The organism is Rhodococcus sp. NPDC055112, assembly GCF_053607505.1.
Window position 1 is genome coordinate 1 of sequence record NZ_JBSGTR010000054.1, and the last position, 21,386, is coordinate 21,386.

At 69.4% G+C, this 21,386-nt stretch carries 21 protein-coding genes; 11 read left to right on the top strand and 10 right to left on the bottom strand.

Going from position 1 to position 21,386, the window contains the following annotated elements:
* Positions 1–40: 40 nt before the first annotated feature.
* The 3 genes from ACWFRB_RS20320 to ACWFRB_RS20330 form a co-directional block, all read right to left on the bottom strand.
* Positions 41–619 carry a SanA/YdcF family protein gene (locus ACWFRB_RS20320; protein WP_452643109.1) on the bottom strand — a complete coding sequence of 193 codons (579 nt, stop codon included), beginning with the start codon at positions 617–619 and terminating at the stop codon, positions 41–43.
* Positions 620–684: 65 nt separating this feature from the next.
* The gene (locus ACWFRB_RS20325; protein WP_452643073.1) at positions 685–1,428 is read right to left on the bottom strand and encodes a lysophospholipid acyltransferase family protein; all 744 of its coding nucleotides are present in this window, start codon (positions 1,426–1,428) and stop codon (positions 685–687) included.
* A gap of 99 nt (positions 1,429–1,527) precedes the next feature.
* Positions 1,528–2,703: an LCP family protein gene (locus ACWFRB_RS20330; RefSeq protein ID WP_452643110.1), complete on the bottom strand. Its 1,176-nt coding sequence runs from the start codon at positions 2,701–2,703 to the stop codon at positions 1,528–1,530.
* A gap of 278 nt (positions 2,704–2,981) precedes the next feature.
* On the opposite strand from ACWFRB_RS20330, the gene ACWFRB_RS20335 reads away from it, so the two are divergent.
* Complete coding sequence (locus ACWFRB_RS20335) at positions 2,982–4,517, top strand: Rieske 2Fe-2S domain-containing protein (RefSeq protein ID WP_452643074.1); 1,536 nt, start codon at positions 2,982–2,984, stop codon at positions 4,515–4,517.
* 32 nt (positions 4,518–4,549) lie between these two features.
* On the opposite strand, the gene ACWFRB_RS20340 is transcribed toward ACWFRB_RS20335, so the two are convergent.
* Positions 4,550–5,518 (bottom strand): alpha/beta hydrolase family protein, encoded by a 969-nt coding sequence (locus ACWFRB_RS20340; protein WP_452643075.1) that lies wholly within the window; start codon positions 5,516–5,518, stop codon positions 4,550–4,552.
* Between the two features lie 646 nt (positions 5,519–6,164).
* Here ACWFRB_RS20340 and ACWFRB_RS20345 point away from each other — a divergent pair.
* Positions 6,165–6,461 (top strand): hypothetical protein, encoded by a 297-nt coding sequence (locus tag ACWFRB_RS20345; protein WP_452643076.1) that lies wholly within the window; start codon positions 6,165–6,167, stop codon positions 6,459–6,461.
* Positions 6,462–6,541: 80 nt separating this feature from the next.
* Here the strand turns inward: ACWFRB_RS20345 and ACWFRB_RS20350 are convergent, their stop codons facing one another.
* Positions 6,542–7,993, bottom strand: a complete 1,452-nt coding sequence (locus ACWFRB_RS20350; protein WP_452643077.1) for an MFS transporter — start codon at positions 7,991–7,993, stop codon at positions 6,542–6,544.
* Between the two features lie 106 nt (positions 7,994–8,099).
* Between ACWFRB_RS20350 and ACWFRB_RS20355 the strand changes: the two genes are divergently transcribed.
* Entirely contained in the window at positions 8,100–8,549 is a 450-nt protein-coding gene (locus ACWFRB_RS20355; protein ID WP_452643078.1) for a winged helix-turn-helix transcriptional regulator, read from the top strand.
* A gap of 3 nt (positions 8,550–8,552) precedes the next feature.
* Here ACWFRB_RS20355 and ACWFRB_RS20360 read toward each other — a convergent pair whose 3' ends face one another.
* A complete protein-coding gene (locus ACWFRB_RS20360) occupies positions 8,553–10,340 on the bottom strand; it encodes an AMP-dependent synthetase/ligase (protein WP_452643079.1) in 1,788 nt (595 codons plus the stop codon).
* A gap of 62 nt (positions 10,341–10,402) precedes the next feature.
* Between ACWFRB_RS20360 and ACWFRB_RS20365 the strand changes: the two genes are divergently transcribed.
* Positions 10,403–11,038: a TetR/AcrR family transcriptional regulator gene (locus ACWFRB_RS20365; protein WP_452643080.1), complete on the top strand. Its 636-nt coding sequence runs from the start codon at positions 10,403–10,405 to the stop codon at positions 11,036–11,038.
* Positions 11,039–11,042: 4 nt separating this feature from the next.
* Here ACWFRB_RS20365 and ACWFRB_RS20370 read toward each other — a convergent pair whose 3' ends face one another.
* Together ACWFRB_RS20370 and serS are read right to left on the bottom strand one after the other, a co-directional pair.
* Positions 11,043–11,435, bottom strand: a complete 393-nt coding sequence (locus tag ACWFRB_RS20370) for an ankyrin repeat domain-containing protein (RefSeq protein ID WP_452643081.1) — start codon at positions 11,433–11,435, stop codon at positions 11,043–11,045.
* Between the two features lie 21 nt (positions 11,436–11,456).
* The gene (serS, locus tag ACWFRB_RS20375; protein WP_452643082.1) at positions 11,457–12,713 is read right to left on the bottom strand and encodes a serine--tRNA ligase; all 1,257 of its coding nucleotides are present in this window, start codon (positions 12,711–12,713) and stop codon (positions 11,457–11,459) included.
* A gap of 221 nt (positions 12,714–12,934) precedes the next feature.
* Between serS and ACWFRB_RS20380 the strand changes: the two genes are divergently transcribed.
* The 5 genes from ACWFRB_RS20380 to ACWFRB_RS20400 all read left to right on the top strand — a co-directional run bounded on the left by ACWFRB_RS20380 (position 12,935) and on the right by ACWFRB_RS20400 (position 16,784).
* Positions 12,935–13,927 carry a septum formation family protein gene (locus ACWFRB_RS20380; protein WP_452643111.1) on the top strand — a complete coding sequence of 331 codons (993 nt, stop codon included), beginning with the start codon at positions 12,935–12,937 and terminating at the stop codon, positions 13,925–13,927.
* A 1-nt stretch (position 13,928) separates the two neighbouring features.
* Positions 13,929–14,279, top strand: a complete 351-nt coding sequence (locus tag ACWFRB_RS20385; RefSeq protein WP_077043246.1) for a metallopeptidase family protein — start codon at positions 13,929–13,931, stop codon at positions 14,277–14,279.
* 131 nt (positions 14,280–14,410) lie between these two features.
* The gene (locus tag ACWFRB_RS20390; protein ID WP_452643083.1) at positions 14,411–14,719 is read left to right on the top strand and encodes a PE family protein; all 309 of its coding nucleotides are present in this window, start codon (positions 14,411–14,413) and stop codon (positions 14,717–14,719) included.
* A gap of 32 nt (positions 14,720–14,751) precedes the next feature.
* Positions 14,752–15,993, top strand: coding sequence for a PPE domain-containing protein (locus ACWFRB_RS20395; RefSeq protein WP_452643084.1), 1,242 nt, complete (start codon positions 14,752–14,754; stop codon positions 15,991–15,993).
* Positions 15,990–16,784, top strand: a complete 795-nt coding sequence (locus ACWFRB_RS20400; protein ID WP_452643085.1) for an ESX secretion-associated protein EspG — start codon at positions 15,990–15,992, stop codon at positions 16,782–16,784. The genes ACWFRB_RS20395 and ACWFRB_RS20400 overlap by 4 nt, the downstream gene beginning before the upstream one ends.
* A gap of 72 nt (positions 16,785–16,856) precedes the next feature.
* Here the strand turns inward: ACWFRB_RS20400 and ACWFRB_RS20405 are convergent, their stop codons facing one another.
* Positions 16,857–17,438 carry an NADPH-dependent FMN reductase gene (locus ACWFRB_RS20405; protein WP_452643086.1) on the bottom strand — a complete coding sequence of 194 codons (582 nt, stop codon included), beginning with the start codon at positions 17,436–17,438 and terminating at the stop codon, positions 16,857–16,859.
* Between the two features lie 2 nt (positions 17,439–17,440).
* Positions 17,441–18,925 (bottom strand): MFS transporter, encoded by a 1,485-nt coding sequence (locus tag ACWFRB_RS20410; protein ID WP_452643087.1) that lies wholly within the window; start codon positions 18,923–18,925, stop codon positions 17,441–17,443.
* Positions 18,926–18,993: 68 nt separating this feature from the next.
* On the opposite strand from ACWFRB_RS20410, the gene ACWFRB_RS20415 reads away from it, so the two are divergent.
* Both ACWFRB_RS20415 and ACWFRB_RS20420 read left to right on the top strand, forming a co-directional pair.
* The gene (locus tag ACWFRB_RS20415) at positions 18,994–19,671 is read left to right on the top strand and encodes a TetR/AcrR family transcriptional regulator (protein WP_452643088.1); all 678 of its coding nucleotides are present in this window, start codon (positions 18,994–18,996) and stop codon (positions 19,669–19,671) included.
* A gap of 246 nt (positions 19,672–19,917) precedes the next feature.
* Positions 19,918–21,381, top strand: a complete 1,464-nt coding sequence (locus tag ACWFRB_RS20420) for a DUF222 domain-containing protein (protein ID WP_452643089.1) — start codon at positions 19,918–19,920, stop codon at positions 21,379–21,381.
* Positions 21,382–21,386 lie beyond the last annotated feature (5 nt).

Sequence of the window (21,386 nt, forward strand, 5' to 3'; positions counted from 1 at the left end):
CCCCATCGGGGAGCCGGCCTCTCGTCTGGGCTCTGCGCCCTCAGCCCGCCATCGCCCGCTCGAGCGAATCGTCGGGATCCGAGACGACCTTCGGCTCCCTGCTGCTGAGCATGTCCGCGACGGCCTTCGGGCTGGCCAGCCACTCACGGGCGGTGTTCCTGGCCACGGTGATGAAGCGGCAGTCGCACTCACCCTTCACACCGTCGGCATCGATGCCTGCGTCGCGGCACAGCGCCACCGCCCTGGCGACGTGATTGCCCTGACTGACGATCAGCGCCTTGCGCACGCCGAAGGTCTTGGCGGCGCGCGCACAGGTGTCGTAGGTGTCCAGGCCGTAGTCGTCACCGACGATCAGCGACCGATCGATGCCCTTGCCCACCAGGTATTCGGTCATCGCGGCGATCTCGTCGCCGGACGTGCCGTTCGCGTCGCCGGAGACCAGCACCGCGCGGGCCTTGCCCTCGTGCACCATCTGCGCGCCGACGTCCAGGCGGCCGGCGAGGAAGGACATCGGCTTGCCGTCCTTCACCTTGGCGCCGAGCACGATCACCACCGGGGCCTCCGGGGCGTCCTCCGGGTCGTACACGTGCCCGGCCGATGCGACGGCCACCCACGCCATCGAGCCCAACAGCACGACGACCGGCACGACGACGACCGCACCCGCGATGCGCAGCAGCCGACGCCTCACTGCTGCGCCCGACGTGCCGCCTTCGCCTCGGCCTCTTCGGCATCCATCCGGTTGGCCTCCTCGAGCGTGGGGGCTCCGCCACCGAGGCGCGCGGGAACCCAGTAGGCGCCGGCCGGGTGGTCGTAGTCCTGCTGCAACTCGTGCAGCATCGACTCCATCGTCGCGTGCAGTTTCGCGGTGAGCTCGCCGGCCGGCTCGAACGGCTGGATCGGCTCGCCGACGGCGATGGAGATCGGAGTGTTGGTGCGCCCCAACCGCTTCGGATGACCCTTGGTCCAGACCCGCTGAGCGCCCCAGATCACGACCGGGATGACCGGCACCCCGGCCTCGATGGCCATCCGCGCGGCGCCGGACTTGAACTCCTTGAGCTCGAAGCTGCGGCTGATCGTCGCCTCCGGGTACACGCCAACCAGTTCCCCGCCGCGCAGGTCGTCGACGGCCGCTCGGTAGGACTCGGCGCCCGCGGCGCGGTCGACCGGGATGTGCTTGAGCGCGCGCATGATCGGCCCGGAGATCTTGTTGTCGAAGACCTCCTTCTTCGCCATGAACCGGATGTAGCGCTTCACCGTGCGCACGGGCAAACCGGCGTAGGTGAAGTCCATGTACCCCGTGTGGTTGACGGCGATGACCGCCCCACCCGTGGCCGGGATGTGCTCGTCACCCTTGACGGTGAACTTCAATCCCTCGGCGGCGAACACCACGCGGGCGACGCCGATGATCGTTCTGTAGACGGGTTCCACGTCGGCCAGCGTAGCCCGACCGCCGTGATCCGGCCCACCACGACGAGAGCGGGACGGACTCACCACACCCGGCCGGTCAGTCAACGCACCCGGGTCGGGTCAGTCGACACAGGGGATGCCGTCGTCCGCCCGCACGGCCCCGCCCTGCGGCCCCGAGGACGGCACGTCGCCCGCGAAGGCGCGCAGACCCGCGTCCGGCGCCGGGTCCGGCGCCGCGCCCCGCGCGGGCTCGTCACGGTCCGGCAGACTCGGCGCCTGCATGCCGCCCTGCACGACCGCGGACCGGCCGCTTCCGAACAGCGCCGCGATCTCCGCCCGCAGCCGGTCCGGGTCGACCCGGTTCACGGACTGCCCGTCGATCGTGGCGTATTCCTCGATCGGCAGCGTGAAGAAGTCCAGGTTGCCGGAGGTCAGGTTCTCGGCCTGCAAGGCGAAGGACACCGGGTCCATCCCCGAATCGATGACGACGTCCTTCTTGACCACGTCCACCAGCGCCTGCATCTTGCCGATGTTGCCGATCACGCCGCTGCTCTTGAGGTTGGCGATTACCCCGGCGATGAACGCCTGCTGGCGGTGCGTGCGGTCCAGGTCCCCGTTGTCGAGGCCGTGCCGCTGGCGCACGAACGCCAGCGCCTGCGCCGGGTCGAGTGACTGCACACCGGCCTTGAAGTTTGCCCCGGAGAAGTCGTCCTGCACGGCGTTGTTCAGGCAGACCTTGACGGGACCGACCGCCTGCGCCAGGTGGTAGAAGCCGAGCATGTTCACCTCGGCGAAGTGGTCGATGGGCACCTGCAGCAGGTTCTGCACCGTCGCGAGCGTCGAGCGGCGACCCGCGTCGCGCGCCTGCCGTTCCCGCTCCGCGTCGTCGACGCCCGCCTCGGCCAGCCGGATGTCCTCGTCGGCCTTGGCGAGACCGTAGGCCTCCTTGATCTTGCGCATCCCGTACCCGGGGACGCTCACGTAGTCGTCGCGCGGGATCGCGGCCGCCGTCGCCCGGCTGCCGTCGCCGGGGACGTGCAGCAGGATCAGCGTGTTCGTGTTGTAGCCGCCGACACCGCTGTCCCCCGCGTGCAGCTCGTCGGTGACGAACTGTGCGGGGAGGTCGCTGCCGTCCATCGCCTTGCGGCTGTCCAATCCGATCAACAGGATGTTCGCGTCGCCGTGCCGGGACTTCGGGCCGTCCCCCGCGAGCCCGTCGAGCGCATTCGAGAACTGCAGCCCCGCGGTCACGTGGGACTGCGCCGCCCAGCCGAGGCCGACGCCGCCGAGCACCATCGCGGACAACGAGGCCGACAGCAGGCGGGCCCGCCCGCCCCGTCGTCGCCGCCGTGCACGGTGTCGCCCCGATGGTCGATCCGCCGCGCGCGGGTGACGAACCGGGTGGCGAGGACTGTTCCGAGCATGCACCGCATCCACCGTACGGACGCGGCGGAGGCGATCGCCGACGGAAGGACCTTGGTCCCTTCTTGGAGTGGCCGACGCCACGCGAGGTGCCGGGCGGCCTCTCGGCCGCCTACCCTGGAGGCGTCGTAAACCCCCCAGGAGGACTACCAGTGCAGGTCACCAGCGTCGGACACGCCGGATTCCACATCCAGACCAAGGCCGGATCGATCCTGTGCGACCCCTGGGTGAACCCCGCCTACTTCGCATCGTGGTTCCCGTTCCCGGACAACACCGGGCTGGACTGGGATGCCCTCGGCAACTGCGACTACCTCTACGTCTCGCACCTGCACAAAGACCACTTCGACCCGGAGACGCTCACCAAGCACGTCAACAAGGACGCGACGGTGCTGCTGCCCGACTACCCGGTGCCGGATCTCAAGCGCGAGCTGGAGAAGCTGGGCTTCACCAAGTTCTTCGAGACCGAGGACTCGGTCAAGCACAGGGTGGGCGACCTCGATGTGATGATCATCGCGCTGCGCGCCCCCGCGGACGGCCCGATCGGCGACTCCGGCCTTGTCGTCTCCGACGGCGAGACCACCTGCTTCAACATGAACGACGCGCGCCCGGTCGACATGGACGTGCTGCACGAGCAGTTCGGCAAGATCGACATCCACCTGCTGCAGTACTCGGGCGCGATCTGGTACCCGATGGTCTACGACATCCCCTCGCGCACCAAGTCGAACTTCGGCAAGCAGAAGCGCCAGCGCGGCATGGACCGCTGCCGCAGCTACATCGAGCAGGTCGGGGCCACCTGGGTGGTGCCCTCGGCTGGTCCCCCGGTGTTCCTGGACGAGGAGCTGCGCTACCTCAACGACGATCACGACGACGAGGGCAACATCTTCCCGGATCAGATCGTCTTCCTCGAGCAGATGCGCATCCACGGCAACGATGGCGGCGTGCTGATGATCCCCGGCTCGACGGTGGACGTCCACGGCTCCGAGCTGACCCTGACGCACCCGATCCCGGATGCCGAGGTCGACAAGATCTTCAGCGACAAGGCCGCCTACATCGAGGACATGGCGCAGCGGATGGCGCCGGTCCTCGCGGCGGAGAAGGCGTCATGGGCGCCGGCCGAGGGCGAGCCGCTACTCGGGCCGCTGAAGGCGAAGTTCGAGCCGATCATGGCGCAGTCCGACCTGATCTGCGACGGCATCGGGTACCCGGTCGGCCTGGTCATGGGCGAGGAGACGGTTGTCCTCGACTTCCCGAACCGCACCGTGCGCGAGCCGATCGAGGGCGAGGGCAAGTACCGGTACGGCTTCCGCATCGCCCCCGAGCTGGTGCGCACGGTCCTGCGCGACGACGAGCCCGACTGGGTGAACACCATCTTCCTGTCCACCCGGTTCCAGGCGTGGCGGGTCGGTGGCTACAACGAATTCCTCTACACCTTCTTCAAGTGCCTGACCGACGAGCGGATCGCATACGCCGACGGCTGGTTCTCCGAGGCGCACGACGACTCCGCGTCGATCGAGGTCGGTGGCTACGAGATCCAGCGACGTTGCCCGCACCTGAAGGCGGACCTGTCCAAGTTCGGCGTCGTCGAGGGCACCAACCTCACCTGCAACCTGCACGGCTGGCAGTGGGACCTCGAGACCGGGCGCTGCAAGACGTCGAAGGGCCACGAGCTCCGGTCCTCGAAGCTGTAGGCCCGCACCGGACTACGGCAATTCGCGGCGAATCAGCGCGGTACGACGATCTCCGGATCCGTTGGCGATCGATCGAGCACGGTGTCCGACCTGTTCCGCAGGAACTTGTCGAACATGGCCGCGACATACGTGCGGACGAGGGCCGTCGAGCGCTGGGCCGCGATGGGCCCGATGTAGCGCGCGGCAGCCGGTCGTACCACCTCGGGTACCAGCACGGACATGTCGGTGAAGTCGTAGTGCGCCGAATCCCGCATCGTCACTGCACGCTTCCAGCCAGTGGCGTTCTGCCAGAACGCATCCAGCGACGGCTTGGCGTCCCCGACCTCTTCGATCTGCTGGCTCGTCATGACCAGGACCGGACGATCCACCCCCTCGGTGACGGCGCGTCCGAACTGCTCATCGACACCGATCTGACCGTCGAGATCGACCGCGGCGTCGATGCGGCGGTCGCCGTGCATCGCCTCGACCGCGGTGTACCCGCCGGAGGAGTGGCCGACCATCCCGACGTGATCCAGGTCGAGCGCGCGATCGAGACCGATCGGCAGTTCACGGTGATCGGCGTCGGGGTTCACGCCGCCTGCCAACCGGGTGAGTGAGTCGAGGACGAACCGCGTGTCGAGCAGCCTGGCAGCCATGAACTTCTGCCGGACGTCCTTCCCGATGCCCCCATCGACGGGCGCGGCCTGGACGATCCGCCCGCCGGGGAATTCCACGGCCGGAGCCTCATACGTGTGGTCGATGGTCACCACCACATAGCCTCGACTGGCCAGGTCCTCGGCCAGGCCGGTCCCGAGCAGCCGCGAGACTCCTCCGCCCGGCGAATACAGGAGGACCGGGTGTTCGCCGCCGGCCAGTGCCTGCGCGTCCGTGTGGGAATTGGTCAACAATCCGGGCAGCGCGACACCGAAGCGCTTCTCCAGTCCAGGAACAACATCGGTGGACACATAGTGCGCGCGCGGATGCGAGTCGGCATCGGCTGCCGGGTAGAACACCGACACCATCAATTCACGTCGACGATCAGGCCGAAACGGATCCTGCCGCGACTCATCGACGAGATGCAGCACAGTCGTTCCCACCGGAGACCGACCGGACAGCGGCGGAAGGACAGTCACTCCCACCGCTGATGCCCCGGAGGCACCCGCACTGCCGAGCACCAACGCGAACACACACGCTGTCGTCACTGCGATCCGACTGATCAACTTGCCCCCCACAGGCGTACGCACATCCGGAACGGTCGACTTCGACTCCGCCGCACCGACCGTAACAGTCATGACCCCCTCCCGCGCGAGACAGTTCATCACGTCCGAATTGCCTGACGAAGGATGCTCACATCGGGGAGAAACCACTCGGCGGCCACCGCACACCCACCGCGGCGAACAGCAGTTCACGCACCGTCATCGGGAATATCACCGGGCGCCGGCTGGTTGCACTGGAACACGGTTATTCGAGGCGCGCCATGTCCACGGCCACCACTTCCGGTGGGCGCGCGGGCGATCGCACGGTCGATGGCACTGCCGGGTCGCGAGCATGACGGAAGCCTGCCGGAAGGCTGGGCGACGACGATCGGCATGTCGCCGGGACAACGCTGTGCCCATATCGCGGCCCGTATCGCGCCGACCCTCCTTCCCGCACTGGAAGGACGAGGCAGTGAAACTCGCGATCACCTGGATGTTCGGATCCCTCGCGGCCGCCGCCGTGCTCTTCGGCGGCTACGGAGACGACCGAGCGGGAACGAACGCGGCCGCGCAGGACCCGGTCCCCTGTCAGGTACAGCCCGAGAACGCGAGCTCACCCTTCGGCGACGGGGATATGGACCGGGACGACGACACATGGCGCGACCAGGAGCGAGAACGCATGGAGCGTGGCGGGGACCTCCAAGACCGGAGGGACCAGGTGGCGCCCGATGCCTGCGAGCCCCCCGGAATCTTCCAGAGCGCCGCGTGAGGCGGTGACCGGCGCGTCTGCCCGGGCGCGCGGAAGCGTCCCGCGCGCCGGTAGCGCGCGGGACGTCAGGGGCGGCGGAGTCAGGCCGCGACCGGCACGCGTTCCGCCGGACGCACCTGTGCCCTGGCCCGCAGACCGAACGCGGTGATGACGGCCGCAGCGGCGATGGCGAGTACCGGAACCGTCAGGGCGGCACGGTAACTGTCGAGCAGGCCGGCCTCCGAGTGGTCGGCGCCGAGCGTGGTGACCTGCACCGCCGTGACCACCGCCAGCCCGAGCGCCGAGCCGAGCTGCCAGGACGTGTAGAGCAGAGCGCCCGCCAGGCCCTGCTCGTCCTCCGCGATCCCGTCCGTCCCTGCGATCGTCAGCGGTCCGTACACCAGCGCGAACGCGACACCGATGAGGATCAGCGCGGGCAGCATCACCGCGTAGGCCGTATCGGCGCCGATCCACAGGAACGACACGTACGCCACCCCGGCCACCAGCAGCCCGGCGAAGATCACCCGGACGTTCCCGAACCGGTTCACCAACCACGGGGTCAGCGTCGGGGCGAGCACCGCATCGCCCGCCACCGCGAGCATGGCCAGTCCGGTCGCCAGTGCCGACCATCCGCGCAGCTCCTGCAGGTAGAGCACCAGGATGAACTGGAACCCGACGAACGAGCCAGCGAACAGGATCGCGCCCAGGTTCGCGCGGACCAGGGGCCCCGACCGCAGGATGCCCAGGCGTACGAGCGGCGTGGGCACCTGGCGTTCGGCGGCGACGAACAGTGCCAGCAACGCGGCGCTGCCCGCCAGCGCGGCGACCGTCGCGCCGAGCGGGACGTCGGGTGCCCGCACGACGCCGTAGACCAGCAGCAGCATCGCTCCGGTGACGCTGAACGCGCCGACCAGGTCGAAGTCCCGCATCGACCTGGCGGCCGGACGCGCCTGCGCCGGGATCAGCCGGACACCTGCGAACAGGATCAGCGCGGCGAGGATCACCGGGGCGAAAAAGACCCAGCGCCAAGAGAACTCGGCGAGAACACCACCGACGACGAGGCCGAGCGAGAAGCCGGCCGCGCCCGTCCCCGCGTACACCAGCAGCGCCTGGTTGCGCTTGCGCCCCTCGGCGATCGTCGTGGTGATGATCGACAGTCCGGCGGGGGCCATGAAGCCAGCGGCCACCCCGGTCACGAAGCGGGCGGCGATCAGAACCCAGCCCTCGGAGGCGAGTCCCCCGAGACCGGAGAAGGCGATGAACACCGCGAGCCACAGCAGGAACATCCGACGGCGGCCTAGCAGGTCGGCCGCCCTACCCCCGAGCAGCATGAAGCCGCCGTAGCCGAGCACGTAAGCGCTGATCACCCACTGCAGCTCGGCGGTGGACATCGACAGGTCGGCGCGGATCGAGGGCAGCGCAACGCCGAACATCGACACGTCGACACCCTCGAGGAAGATCGCGCCGCACAGCACGAGGAGCATGGCCCACTCCCGGCCGCTGAAGCGGTCGCGATCTCGTTCGAGCAGGGGTGGTTGCGGTGAGTCCAGCACTGAACGCTCCTCCGGTCGGTCGCCGGGAACCCATCGACCCCGGTTCCTTGCCATTGGGTCGGTTCCCTCTTGTAACTGACCCAATCATTGGGCACCATCGGTATGTATGGAAGAAGGCACTTCAAAGGAACCGACTCACTGCGCCGATACCGGCGACGACCGGGACCCTTACCAGTGGGACACCAGGGAGGACTGCGAGGTCCGGCAGATCCTGGACCGGATCGCGGACAAATGGTCGCTGTTGGTGATCGCGCTGCTCGACCGGCGGACCCTGCGTTTCACCGAACTACGCCGGGAGATCGACGGCATCAGCCAGCGGATGCTGACCGTCACGCTGCGACAGCTCGAACGCGACGGGCTGGTCCGCCGCACCGTGTACCCCGTGGTGCCACCGCGGGTCGACTACGCGCTCACCCCGCTCGGCGAGACGCTGCACGAGACGATCCAGGCGCTGGTCAGCTGGACCGAACTGCATCAGGACGAGGTCGCAAGGGCCCGCGCCGAGTACGACCTCCGCGCGGACGCCGAGCGCGACCTGGTGACCGGCGCCCGCTGACCGTCAGGCGTAGATCTCCTCGACGTCGACCGCGTGGCGCTCGAGGACAACGTTGCGCTTGAGCGACATCTTCGGGGTCAACTCGCCGGTCTCCTGCGTCCAGTCGACGGCCAGGATCCGGACCTTCTTGATCTGCTCGGCCGAGGACACCTGCGCATTGGTCTCCGCGACCGCGGCATCGATCTCCGCGACGAGCGCCGGGTGACCGATCAGCTCCGCGAGCGGCACGTCGGCGGCAACCCCGTTGCGCTCCCGCCATCCGGGCAGCGCCTCGGGGTCGATCGTGATCAGTGCCCCGACAAAGGGTTTCGCGTCGCCGACGACCATGCACTGACCGATCAGCGGGTGCGCCCGCAGCGCGTCCTCCGGCTGCGACGGTGAGACGTTCTTGCCCGCCGCGGTCACGATGATCTCCTTCTTGCGGCCGGTGATGGTGACGAACCCGGCGTCATCGATCGTCCCGAGATCGCCGGTGCGGAACCAGCCGTCGACGAAGGCGTCCGCAGTGGCCTGCTCGTTGTGCCAGTACCCGTCGAACACCACCGGGCCGCGCACCAGCAGCTCGCCGTCGTCGGCGATCCGCGCCCCGTGCCCGTCGAGCGGGCGGCCCACGGTGCCGACGCGCTGGCGGGACGAGGTGTTCACGGTGACCGCAGCGGTGGTCTCGGTGAGGCCGTACCCCTCGTAGATCGGCAGCCCGACACCGCGGAAGAAGTGCCCGAGCCGGGCACCGAGCGGGCCACCGCCGGAGACCGCGAGGTCGCACTCGCCGCCGAGCGCCGCCCGCAGCTTCCCGTAGACCAGCCGGTCGAACAGCGCGTGCCGCAGCCGAAGCCCCAGGCCAGGGCCGCCCTCGTCCCTGGCGCGGCTCCACTCGATCGCGGTCGCCGCCGCCTTGTCGAAGATCTTGGCCTTGCCGCCGTCGACGGCCTTCTGCCGGGACGCGTTGTAGACCTTCTCGAACACCCGCGGCACGGACAGGATGAAATTCGGTTTGAACGCGGCGAACTGGTCGACCAGCGTCGTCCAGTCCGCGGTGTGCGCGACGGTGACCTTCGCATCGAACGCTCCCACCGAGATGGCGCGCGCGAACACGTGCGCCAGCGGCAGGAACATCAGGGTCCGCTTGCCCTCGACGAGGGCCTCGCTCAGCGCGGTGCGCACGGCCACCGACTCGGCGAACAGGTTCGCGTGGGTCAGCTGCACGCCCTTCGGGCGACCGGTGGTGCCGGACGTGTAGATGAGGGTGGCCGGCGAGCTCGCCCCCACGGCTGCGCGCCTGGCGCGCAGCTCCGCGTCGTCCACCCCCGCGCCACGGCGAATCAGTTCGTCGACCGCGCCCTCGTCGATCTGCAGCGTCTCGCGCAGCGCGGGCGCGGTGGCCGCCACCTCGCGGACCGTGTCGGCGTGCCGCTGCGTCTCGACGACGAGCAGCGTGGTCCCCGAGTCCTCGAGGATCCACTTCGCCTGCGCCGCAGCCGAAGTCTCGTAGATCGCCACCGTGCAGCCACCCGCGCTCCAGATGGCGTAGTCGAGCAGCACCCACTCGTACCTGGTCGCCGACATGATCGCGACGCGGTCCCCCGACGCGACCCCGGAGGCGATCAGGCCCTTCGCCACGGCGGTGACGTCCTCGGCGAACCGGGCGGCGGTGACGTCGGACCAGCCCGACCCGGACGACAGCTGGAACGGGACGAAGTCCGGCGAATCCTGCGCGTGCCGGAACACCGTGTCCGCCATCGACACATCGGCCGGGATGGTGAAGGTGGCCGGAACCTCGAACTCGCGCATGTGCAGATCCCTCCGCTAAAATTAGAGAGCTTTTCTAGAAAGTGTTGTCAATGGGCGGCGGCATGTCAATGCTCTGCCCGTGGGCCATGGAGGTGGACATCGGCACGCAGCATCGCGGCACCGAGACCAGGCAGCGGCTCCTCGACGGAGCGCTGGCGGTGTTCGCGCGGTCCGGGCCCTCCGGGTTCACCATGACCGCGGTGACCGAGGCGAGCGGGGTCAGCGTCGGCAGCCTCTACCACCACTTCGGCAGCTTCGACGGCCTGTCCGCGGCGCTGTACAGCCGGTGCATGTCCGATCTGCTGGACTCGCTGATCGCCGAGTTGGTCCGCTGCCGCACCGCGCGGACCGGGGTCAAGGCGATGGCCGCGGCCTACCTGCACTGGGTGGGGCGGCACCGCGCCCAGGCACACTTCATCCACGCCTCCGCGTACTCGGGCTTCCTGCCCGCGCATGCCGGGGAGCTCGCGGCCGAGAAGGCACCCCGGATGCAGGCGATGTCCGACTGGATGACCCCGCACGTCGAGGCGGGCAGGGTGGTCGCGCTGTCCCCCGCCCTGATCGAGATGCTGGTGATCGGACCGGTCGCGGAGACCAGCAGGCGCTGGCTGTCCGCGGCGCCTGGCATCGACATGGACGAGGCGGCGAAGGTCCTGCCCGAACGGATCTGGCAGTCGGTCTGCGGCGAGCACGGCTGAGCGACTACGCGCGCCACAGCTGCAGGTAGTCCTCCCTGCCGAACATCTTCGCCGAGTCGACGGCGGTCGGGTGGCCTGCATTCGGATCGGCCCCGGCGGCGGCGAGTGCACGCACCACGGCCTCCTCGCCCTTGAAGATGGCGCCCGCGACCGGCGACTGACCGCGGTCGTTGAGCCGGTCGACGTCCGCGCCCCGCTCGATCAGCAGCTGCACCGTCTCGGCGTGGCCGTGGTACGCGGCGAGCATCACCAATGTGTCGCCGGTGCCGTTGGTGAGGTTCACCGGCACACCCGCGTCGAGGTAGGCGGCGATGGTCGCGGCGTCACCCGCCCTGGCCGCGTCGAAGACCCGCTGCGCGATCTCCTGGAGCCGGGGGTCGATCGGATCGTCCGTCATGTCGACCGAAGTTACCGGGAACTAGGGCCGCAGGACGTCGGTCCCGACGAACGGCTGCAGCGCAACCGGCACGGTGACGCTGCCGTCGGCCTGCTGATGGTTCTCCAGGATCGCGACGATCCAGCGGGTGGTCGCCAGCGTGCCGTTGAGGGTCGCGGCGGTCTGCGGCTTGCCGTTCTCGTCCCGGTAGCGGGTGCCGAGCCTGCGAGCCTGGAAGGTCGTGCAGTTCGAGGTCGACGACAGCTCGCGGTAGGCCTGCTGGGTCGGAACCCATGCCTCGCAGTCGAACTTGCGCGCGGCGGACGAACCGAGGTCGCCACCGGCGACGTCGATCACCCGGTAGGGCACCTCGATGGCCGCGAGCATCTCGCGCTCCCATGCGAGCAGCCGCTGGTGCTCGGCGTCGGCATCCTCCGGCTTGCAGTAGGTGAACATCTCTACCTTGTCGAACTGGTGCACGCGGATGATGCCGCGGGTGTCCTTGCCGTGGCTGCCCGCCTCACGCCGGAAGCAGGACGACCAGCCCGCGTACCGCTTCGGGCCCTCGCTCAGGTCGATGATCTCGTTGGAGTGGTACCCGGCGAGCGGGACCTCGGAGGTGCCGACGAGGTACAGGTCGTCCTGCTCCAGGTGGTACACCTCCTCGGAGTGCTGGCCGAGGAACCCGGTGCCCTGCATGATCTCCGGCCGCACCAGCACCGGCGGGATCATCAGGGTGAAGCCGTTCGCGGTCGCCTTCTGCGCGGCCAGTTGCAGCAGGCCGAGTTGCAGCATCGCGCCGTAGCCGGTCATGAAGTAGAAGCGCGCGCCGGACACCTTGGCGCCGCGCTCCATGTCGATCAGGCCGAGCGACTCGCTGAGCTCGAGGTGGTCCTTCGGCTCGAAGTCGAAGGACGGGATCTCGCCGACGGTGTCGAGGGTGATGAAGTCGTCCTCGCCGCCCGCCGGTGCGCCCTCCTGCACGATGTTCGAGATGGCACGGGCCGCGGCGTCGAGCGCGGCATCCGCCTCGTGCTGCGCGGCCTCGGCGTCCTTGACCTTCTGAGCCAGTTCCTTCGACCCGGCGAGCAGCGCGGGCCGCTCCTCCGCGGACGCCTGGCCGACCTTCTTGCCGAGCGCCTTCTGCTCCGCCCTGAGGTTGTCGCCGGCCAGCACCGCGGCGCGGCGGGCCTCGTCGGCCGCCAGCAGCGCGTCGACCAGGGCCGGGTCCTCGCCCCTGGTGCGCTGTGACTCGCGGACGACGTCGGGATTCTCGCGCAGGAACTTGAGGTCAATCACGACCACAAACCTTACTTGGTACGTGGGCACGGCCCTCAACGCGTGCGGGGGAAGGTTCGGCATCGGCGCGACCAACGGGCATTATGGACGAGATGTCGGACGAACATGCCAACGAACGCGACGCCTCCGGTCGGGGCGACGACGCGCGCCTCGACGCCGAGGCGATCCGCGACTCGGGCACCCCGTCGGCCGACAAACCCGGACACCATCTGTCCGCGACCATGACCCGGCGTGCTCTCGCCGCCATCGCGCTCGGCGCGATCATCGCCGCCATCGCGACCGCGGTCTTCTCCGGCGGCTTCAAGAGCGAGAACGACCTCAGCACGCACGCCAACACCGGCGGGCCGATGTCGACCGGCGCGGTGTCGGGCAGCGCGTTCGGCACCGCCCACGCGGGCGACTGCCTGACGTGGAACGAGGACGACGCCAGCGATCTGGAGAAGGTGGACTGCTCTTCGGAGCACCTGTTCGAGGTCGCCTCCGAGGTGGACCTGAGCAACTTCCCCGGCACCGAGTTCGGCCCCGGCTCGAAGTTCCCTGGCGTGCTCCGGTTCTCCCAGCTCCGCGACGAGCACTGCGCCCCAGCCGTGAACGAGTACCTCGGTGCCAAGTTCGATCCGAACGGCAAGTTCAGCGTCGGCCTGATCAACCCCGGGGTCGCGGGCTGGGCGGCCGGGGAGCGCACGCTGCGCTGTGGTCTGCAGTACTCGGGCACGACCGGCAACCCGCAATCGATCTACGGGACGGTTGCCGGGCAGGACCAGTCGAAGACCTGGGACGCAGGCACCTGCATCGGCATCAACCAGAACGTCCCGACGGACCCGGTCCCCTGCACGGACCCGCACGCCTTCGAGGTGATCTCGGTGGTCGACCTCGGCGCCAAGTTCACCGGCGGCTTCCCCGACATCCCGGACCAGGACAAGTACCTGGAGGAGACGTGCACGCAGGCGTCGAACGAGTTCCTCGGCTCGCCGGACGCGCTGCGGAACAAGACCCTCACCCTGTTCTGGGACAACATCGACCTGACCAGCTGGCTGGCCGGCAGCCGGAAGGTCACCTGCTCGGTCGGCAAGGAGCTCGACACCGGCGGGTTCGCCTCGATCGTCAACTCGGCCAAGGGCGACATCCTGATCAACGGCGCACCGCCGATTCCGCCGCCGCCGGTCCCCGAGGGCCGTTCGCTGCCGGTTCCGCTGCCTGGCGCGGGCAATTGACGTGACCGTGCAGATGACCGAGGCCCGCTTCGAGGAGCTGGTCTCAGAGGCGCTGGACCTCATCCCCGCCGAACTCGCCCGCGCGATCGACAACGTCGTGGTGCTGGTGGAGGACCGCGATCCCGAGGAACCCGGACTGCTCGGGCTCTATCACGGCATCGCGCTGACCGAACGCGACAGCCACTACGGCGGCTCGCTGCCGGACACCATCACCATCTATCGCGAGGCCCTCCTCGACGTCTGCGATTCCGAGGAACAGGTGATCGAAGAGGTCGCGATCACGGTGATCCACGAGGTCGCGCACTACTTCGGCATCGAGGAAGAGCGCCTGCACCAGCTCGGCTGGGGGTAACGGGCGCGGTCGGCGAAATTGGTGGGAACCGGTCGGGCGCGCGCCGCGTCCAACCTCATGACGACCAATCTCGGTGTCTGCGGATCGCCCCGCAGGCCCCGCTCCGCCGAGCCCTCAAGGAGGCCGCGACCATGTCAGGCCATGTGTATGTCGCTCCCGAAGCCCTGATCTCCGCCGCGACGCAGCTCGACGCCCTCGCGGCGCGCCTGGAGGCCACGGTCCGGCTCAACGCGCCTGCCCTGCACCTGGCGCCCGCGGGCACCGAAGAGGTCTCGGTCATGGTCGCCAACTCGTTCAACTCGGTCGCGGACAGCTTCCTGCCGTCCGCCTCGACCGGCGTCGCCGAGCTGCGGGTCGCCGCCGACACCCTGCGCAAGCACGCCGCCGAGTACGAGAACCAGGACCATTCCCTAGGCGCCTCGCTCGCCGCGGGCATGTGAGCGTCCGACACCGGATCTGAGGAGACACCGATATGACCATGGGATTCACCGGCGTCGTCTGGATGCCTCGCGGGGCCACCTGGAACTCGACCGCCCTCAACGCGGGAGTCGGGCCGGTGCAGCTGTCCGCGGCGGGCGTCGCCTGGACGAACATCTCGGCCGGCCTGATGGACGCGTCCGCGACCATGACCAAGGTGATGGAAGAGCTGCGGGTGGGCTGGGAGGGACTCGCCTCCGATGCCGCCCTCGCCAAGCTCATCCCGTTCACCGCCTGGACCGAGGAGTCCACCGCGATGGCGACGACGACGGCCGCCAAGGCCGCCGCCGCGGCCAGCACGCACTCCGTGGCCCGGATCACCATGCCGAGCCTGCCCGAGATCGCGGCCGTCAAGACCGCGAAGGTCGTGGCCCACACCGTCGGGGGCTCGCTGGCCGGCGCAGGCGCTGCCGCGGAGGCCGCCGACCGGGCGATGGATCTGCGGGCGGCGCTGGTCATGGAGAGCTATGAGGCCGCATCGACCGCGGTCTCGGTGCCGCAGAGCTTCACCCCGCCGCCGCCGTTGGCGACCGGCGCGCAGGCCTCGGGCGCGGGCGCGCAGGAGGCGGTGCCCACGAACAAGGACGACGTCGACTGGCGGACCAACCCGGCCGGCGCCGCCATCGCTGCGGTGATGGCGCACGCCCAGAACCCGGCCGTGGTCAGCGCCGCCTCACAGGCGGGCTCGATCGCGGGCGCCGGATTCAGCACCGTCACCTCGACCGCGACCTCACTCGCTCCCGCGGCGGTGTCCGCGATCACCGGCGGTGGCTCCGGCCAGTCGTTCGGCGGCTTCTCCGCGACTCCGACGGCGGGTCCCGGCGCGGGCGGCCGTCCGGGCTCGGGTTCGGGTTCGGGCGCCACCCGCACCATGACCTCGGCCGGTGGCATGGGCCGCGGCGGTGCGGGCGGCTTCGGCGGCGGTGGCGCCGGGCGCGCCACGCTGCCCGAGGGCTGGGGCCGCGGCTCCGGTGGCGGCCTCGGCGGCGGGGTCACGGGTGTGCCGGGCGGCTCGGAGGCGTTCACCTCCGGAGCCGCACGCGCGGAGGCGGCCGTCGCTGCCGGTCCGCGCGGGGGCCAGCTCGGCTCCCCGATGATGGGCGGCGCTGCGGGCGGAGGCCAGGACGACGAGGAACACCACACCCCCGCCTACTTGAAGAACTTCGAGCACTTCAGCGACGGCCGCGTCGTAATCCCCGCGGTCCTCGGCGCGGATCCCCAGGAGTACGACCGGTGATCGACTCGGGCACGCTTTCCGCGCCGTCCCGATTGGAGTCGGTCACGCTCGGCCTCGACGAGCTGGATCTGCTGATGAACATCCTTGGCATCGACGAGCTGCCGGTGGTGCTGAACGCGACGGCACGGTTCGACTCGGTGGCCGCCAGGGACGCCGCGTTCGATACCGCCAGGGCGACCCTCGCCGAGCGCGGGCTCCTCGAGGCGGGCGCGGTGCATCCGGACGTCGCCGAATGGCTTCAGGTGCTGGCCCGTCCGAACTGGGAGGTGGCGCTGCGGTGGTATGTCGCGGAGGAGATCTCGCGGCTCTGCCTCGCGCACGGACCGACCGGATCGGTGCTCGCCCTCCGCGGGCCCGATTCGTATGTGCTGCAGCGCGCGGAGCCTCCCGCCGGGGAGCTGATGCTCGACGCGATCGGACGGCAGTCGCCGGTCGACCTCGGAGTGGTCAACGCGCCGACCGACCAGCTGGTCGCCGCGTTGGCGGACTGCGCAGACGCCAGGTCCACCGCGCGACGGCTCGCCGCTCTCGGGGTCGCCGATCAGGATGTCGTTGCGGTGTCCGCCGCGCTGGCCTGCTGCTGGGAGCGCGCAGAGATCGTCGCGATCCGGCACGGCGACGGCAAGGTCGAGCCGATCGGCGGTCCCGTCACGGTGTTCGACACCGACCGGGGCCGGATCGTCGGCACCTCGAGCGTGTCGGCCGACGGGGTGGCCTGGTCCACCCTGAGCGCGGGCAGCGATGCGCGGTTCCGCCAGGCCATCGACGTTCTGGTCGGCGCCGTCAGCTGACGGGCTCCGGCGAATACCGGCCCACCGCTCCAGAACCCGCATGTGCCCCGCCGATCCGACGGGGCACATGCGTCAGGCCGCCTCGACGTAGGGCCGAGCCTCGCGTGCCGAGCGCAGGGCGGACCCCCACCATTCGAGCTGTTCGAGCATGTTCACGCCCGCCGAGTTGCTGATCGCCGGCTCGACCGGCCTGCCGCCGTCGAACACGGCCGAAGCGCCATGGAAGCTGACGCTGTCGCGCACGCTCGTTGCGTGCAGTTCCGCGAATACGAGCCGCAGCTGCTCGACGGCGCGCAAGCCGCCGCCCTGGCCGCCGTACGACACGAATCCGACCGGCTTGGCCCGCCATTCCCCACGGAACAGGTCGATGGCGTTCTTCAACACCGCGGGAAAGCTGTGGTTGTACTCGGGGGTGACGATGACGAAGGCGTCGGCCGCCTCGAGCCGCACCCCGAGGCCCGCGACCGCCGCACTCGGCTGGGCGCCCCAGGCCGGGTGCGCCACAGGCAATTCGATGTCCGCGAGGTCGACGACGTCGAGGTCCATCGCAGAAATCGACGACGCGAGGCCGGTGAACCAGCTCGTCACCGTCGGGCCGAAGCGGCCGTCGCGGGTACTGCCGGTGATGACGACGAGGCGAAGGGGTCGGGTCATGATCAGTTCTCCTTGGTCGGACGGGATGGGGCGGGACGGAGCAGCACGGCGACGGTCGCGGCGGATGCCGCACACAGCACCGCGATGCCGACGAGGATGAATCGCCAGACGGTGGTCAATGAGTCGGCGAGCAGGGCGGGATCCGGGCCGCGCAGGTTCCCGGATGAAACATGTTGTGCCAGAGCATCGTCACTGAGGGACGCCCGGAGGAGGGTGACCATCACGGCGCCGACCAGCGCCAGGAGAACGGCATTCGAACCGCCTCGCACCGTGTTGAGCAGGCCCGAGGCCATGCCGACCCGATCCGGTGACACGAGCGCCATGGCCCTCGCGTCGATGATGCCGATGGCCAGTCCCGCGCCCGCGCCGATGGTGACGAGGGGACCGAGGAGCCCCGCGCCGGAGATCCCCGGGTGCAGCACCAGCAGCCAGGCGTTGCCGAGGGCCATCGCGGCCAGGGCCGCCGTGATCACCAGGCGCGGCGGCGCCCCGCCGTTGACCAGTCGGGCACCGAGCGAGGGAACCGCGATCACCGGGACCGTCAGCATCAGCATGACCGCACCGGCGCGGCCCGGCGAGATGCCGTTCACGCCCTGAAGGTAGGTCGGCAGGGTGACGAGCACGGCCGTCGAGCCGAGGGCCAGGCTGGCGCAGGCCAGGCACCATGCGGCAAATTGCTTGTCCCGCAGAAGATTGAGATCGAGCAGGGGGTGTGCCACTCGCTTCTCGATCAGGACGAACGCGGCCAGCAGCGCGACGCCGGCCGCGAACTGGGCCAGAAGCAGCGGGCTGAGGGAGGCCGCGCCGGGCAGTTGCGTGATCGCGAGCATGACCAGCCCGAGGCCGGCGATGAACGTGACCGCTCCCGGCCAATCGATGCGCACGCCCGCGCCCGAACGGGACTCGGTCGCGAAGACGGTGCCGATGAGAATCACCGAGCCGAGTACGGCGAAGACGGAAAGCGTTGCCCGCCATCCCAGTTCGCCGATGAGCAGACCCGCGATCGTCGGACCGACGGCCAGGCCGACTCCCGCCGCCGTGCCAACGGCGGCGAAGGCCCGCGTCCTGGCAGGCCCGTCGAAGGTCGCGGCGAGCAGCCCGCCGCCCGCCGCCATGATCCCGGCGGCGCCGACCCCGGAGACGGTGCGCGCCACGTCGACGATCCAGATGTTCGGCGCGGCGGCCACCGAGGCGGTCCCGGCGACGTAGACGAGTGCGCCGACGCGCAGGACCCGGCGCCTGCCGAGCAGGTCGGCCAGTGACCCCGCGATGAGCATGAAGCACGCGGCCGAGAGGAAATAGCCCGTGACGACCCACTGCAGGGGGCCGCCGGACGCATTCAGGTCCGCGCCGATCTCGGGCAGGGCGACGGTCGTCCCCGACATCAACATCGGGCCGATGACGGCGCCCAGCAGAACGACGCCGAGCGTGATCCGCCCGCCGGTGGGCTCGAGGACTGCCCCGGGGGCTTCGCGTGTCGTGGTCATAGCGGCAAAGGTACAACGATCGTTGCACTCTGTAAAACGGTCGTTGTAAATTTGCTAGAATCGGCGGCATGAGCAGCACGGATGGGACGAGTCCCCGCCCACGGGGCGGGTCAGCCGAGAAGCGCAACGCGATCCTTCGGGCGGCACGAAAGGTGTTCGGCCGCGACGGCTACGCGCGAGCGAGCATCGACACGATCGCGGCCGAGGCAGGCGTCTCCACCCGGACCCTGTACAACCATTTCGGCGGCAAAGAGGCGCTGTTCACCGATACCGTCACCGACAGCGCCACCGGGGTCTCCGCGTCCCACATCGCAACGGTGGGAAAACATCTCGACAGCCTCACCGACCTACAGGAAGACCTCGCCGCGCTCGGGTTCGATCTGGTCACCAGCCCAGTACAGGAGGAGTTCGCGGACCATTTCGCGATGGTCCGACAGATCAACTCTGAGGCGGCTCACTTCCCTCAGGTGTCACTGGAGGCCTGGCAGGAAGCGGGCCCCCGGCGAGTCCATCGCGAGTTGGCGAAGGGTTTCGAGCGACTCCAGGCGCGGGGACTGTTGCGGCAGGCCCGATCCGATCGCATGGCGCAGCACTTCCTGGCCCTGGTCGGCTCGGAGGTGCAGCAGCGCTCCGTCGGTGGCGCCATTCCGCTCGACGACACCGAGGTGCGCGACATCGTCGAAGACGGCGTCAGAGCCTTTCTCGGCGGCTATCTTCCGCAGGACCGCGGCGCTCCCGCCGAGTAGCAGGGCCCGGCGCGACGGGGAGCACGGTCAGCGTCGGGAGCCGCGAAGGCGCGGATTCATCGAATGCCACGAGCAAGGCGGCAATCAGCCGGTACGACACAGGCAACATCTACCGCGCGTCGTGGCACGGGATCACAGACGTAGAACGTTTGGGATCCGGCGACATGCTGACGCCGGGGCCGGCCGGGCAGAGCCATCCCGCCCCCCACCCTTGCTATCGAACGCATGTTCGATTATACTTTGAACATGGATCTCGACGAGATGCTCACCGCGCCACAGGAAGTGGCCGCGTGGCAGCTCGCCGACACCGAACTCCTGCGGCTGATTCCCGAACTATCGCTGCGGATGCGGCAACTCGAGGCGCTGCGGGTCCGGCTGATGCACCAGGTCGATCAACGGTGCGTGGCCGAACAGGTGGGGGCGTCCTCGCCCGGCAACTGGCTCGCCGGGGCGGCCACCATGACACCCGGCCAGGCGAACAAGATCGTCCGGCTCGGACGGGAGCTGGCAAAGCATCCGGAGGTGGCCGCCGCGTTCGACGCCGGCGACACCGATTACGACCAGATCCGCGTGATCGTCGAACTCCTCGCCAAGGTGCCCGACGGTGATGCTCCGGCCCGATCCGGCGACAACACCGCGGCCGAGACCGACAGTAACGATGGCGGTGTGTTCGACATCGTCGGAACCGACGCCACCCGAACACAAGCCTGCGCCCGCTACCTCCTCTACGCAGCCCGCACCGAAGACTCCACCACCCTCGCCCGCCGCGCCAAAGCACTCGAACTGATCCTCAACGGCGACAAGAAGAACCCCGACTCCGAAAACCCCGAACTCAACGAATTCCACGCCTCACCCGGACTCGGCGGCCGCGTCCACCTCAAAGGACACCTCGACGCCGCCTCCGGCGAAGCCCTCCTCACCGCCTTGTCTGCGCTGTCCAAGCCCCGCCCCGGAACCGACAACCGCGACGGACAAACCGGCAAAGACCAACGCACCCCCGCCCAACGCCGCGCCGACGCCCTCACCCACATCGTCGGCTCATACCTGAACTCCGGACAGGCACCCACCGAAGGCGGCGAACGACCCCACATCAACGTCTTCGTCGACGCCGACGACCTCGCCGCCACCACCGACAACCACCACCAACACAACCGGGGCCGACGGCGTGGACCCGCTTGGATGCCGTGGCTCGGACCCATCACCCTCGACCTCGCCGCCCAAATCTCCTGCGACGCCGACATCACCCCCATCACCATGGACACCGACGGCAACCCCCTCGACGTCGGACGCACCACCCGCCTCATCCCCCGCAAACTCCGCCGCGCCCTGAACTCTCGTGACTGCGGCTGCGCCTTCCCCGGCTGCGGACGACCCGCCGCCTGGACCGAAGGCCACCATATTGAGCACTGGTCCAACGGCGGACCCACCAACCTGTCAAACCTGGTGCTGCTCTGCCGCTTCCACCACACCACCATCCACCGCGGCGACTGGACAGTCCACATCAGCAAAGACGACGGCCACCCTCCCCCAAGGACTTCGTCCAGGGGGGACCCCCAGGTTCACCCCACCCACCTGGATCGACCCAAGGCGACAACCCATGCCGGCACACAACCGGCGCAACCAACTCCCCTTCGCCGCCTGAAGCGAAACCATCGGGCACCGCCCTGCTCCGTGACCCCCGGCCTGGACATCGGCCAGCACAGGTGTTAATTGTG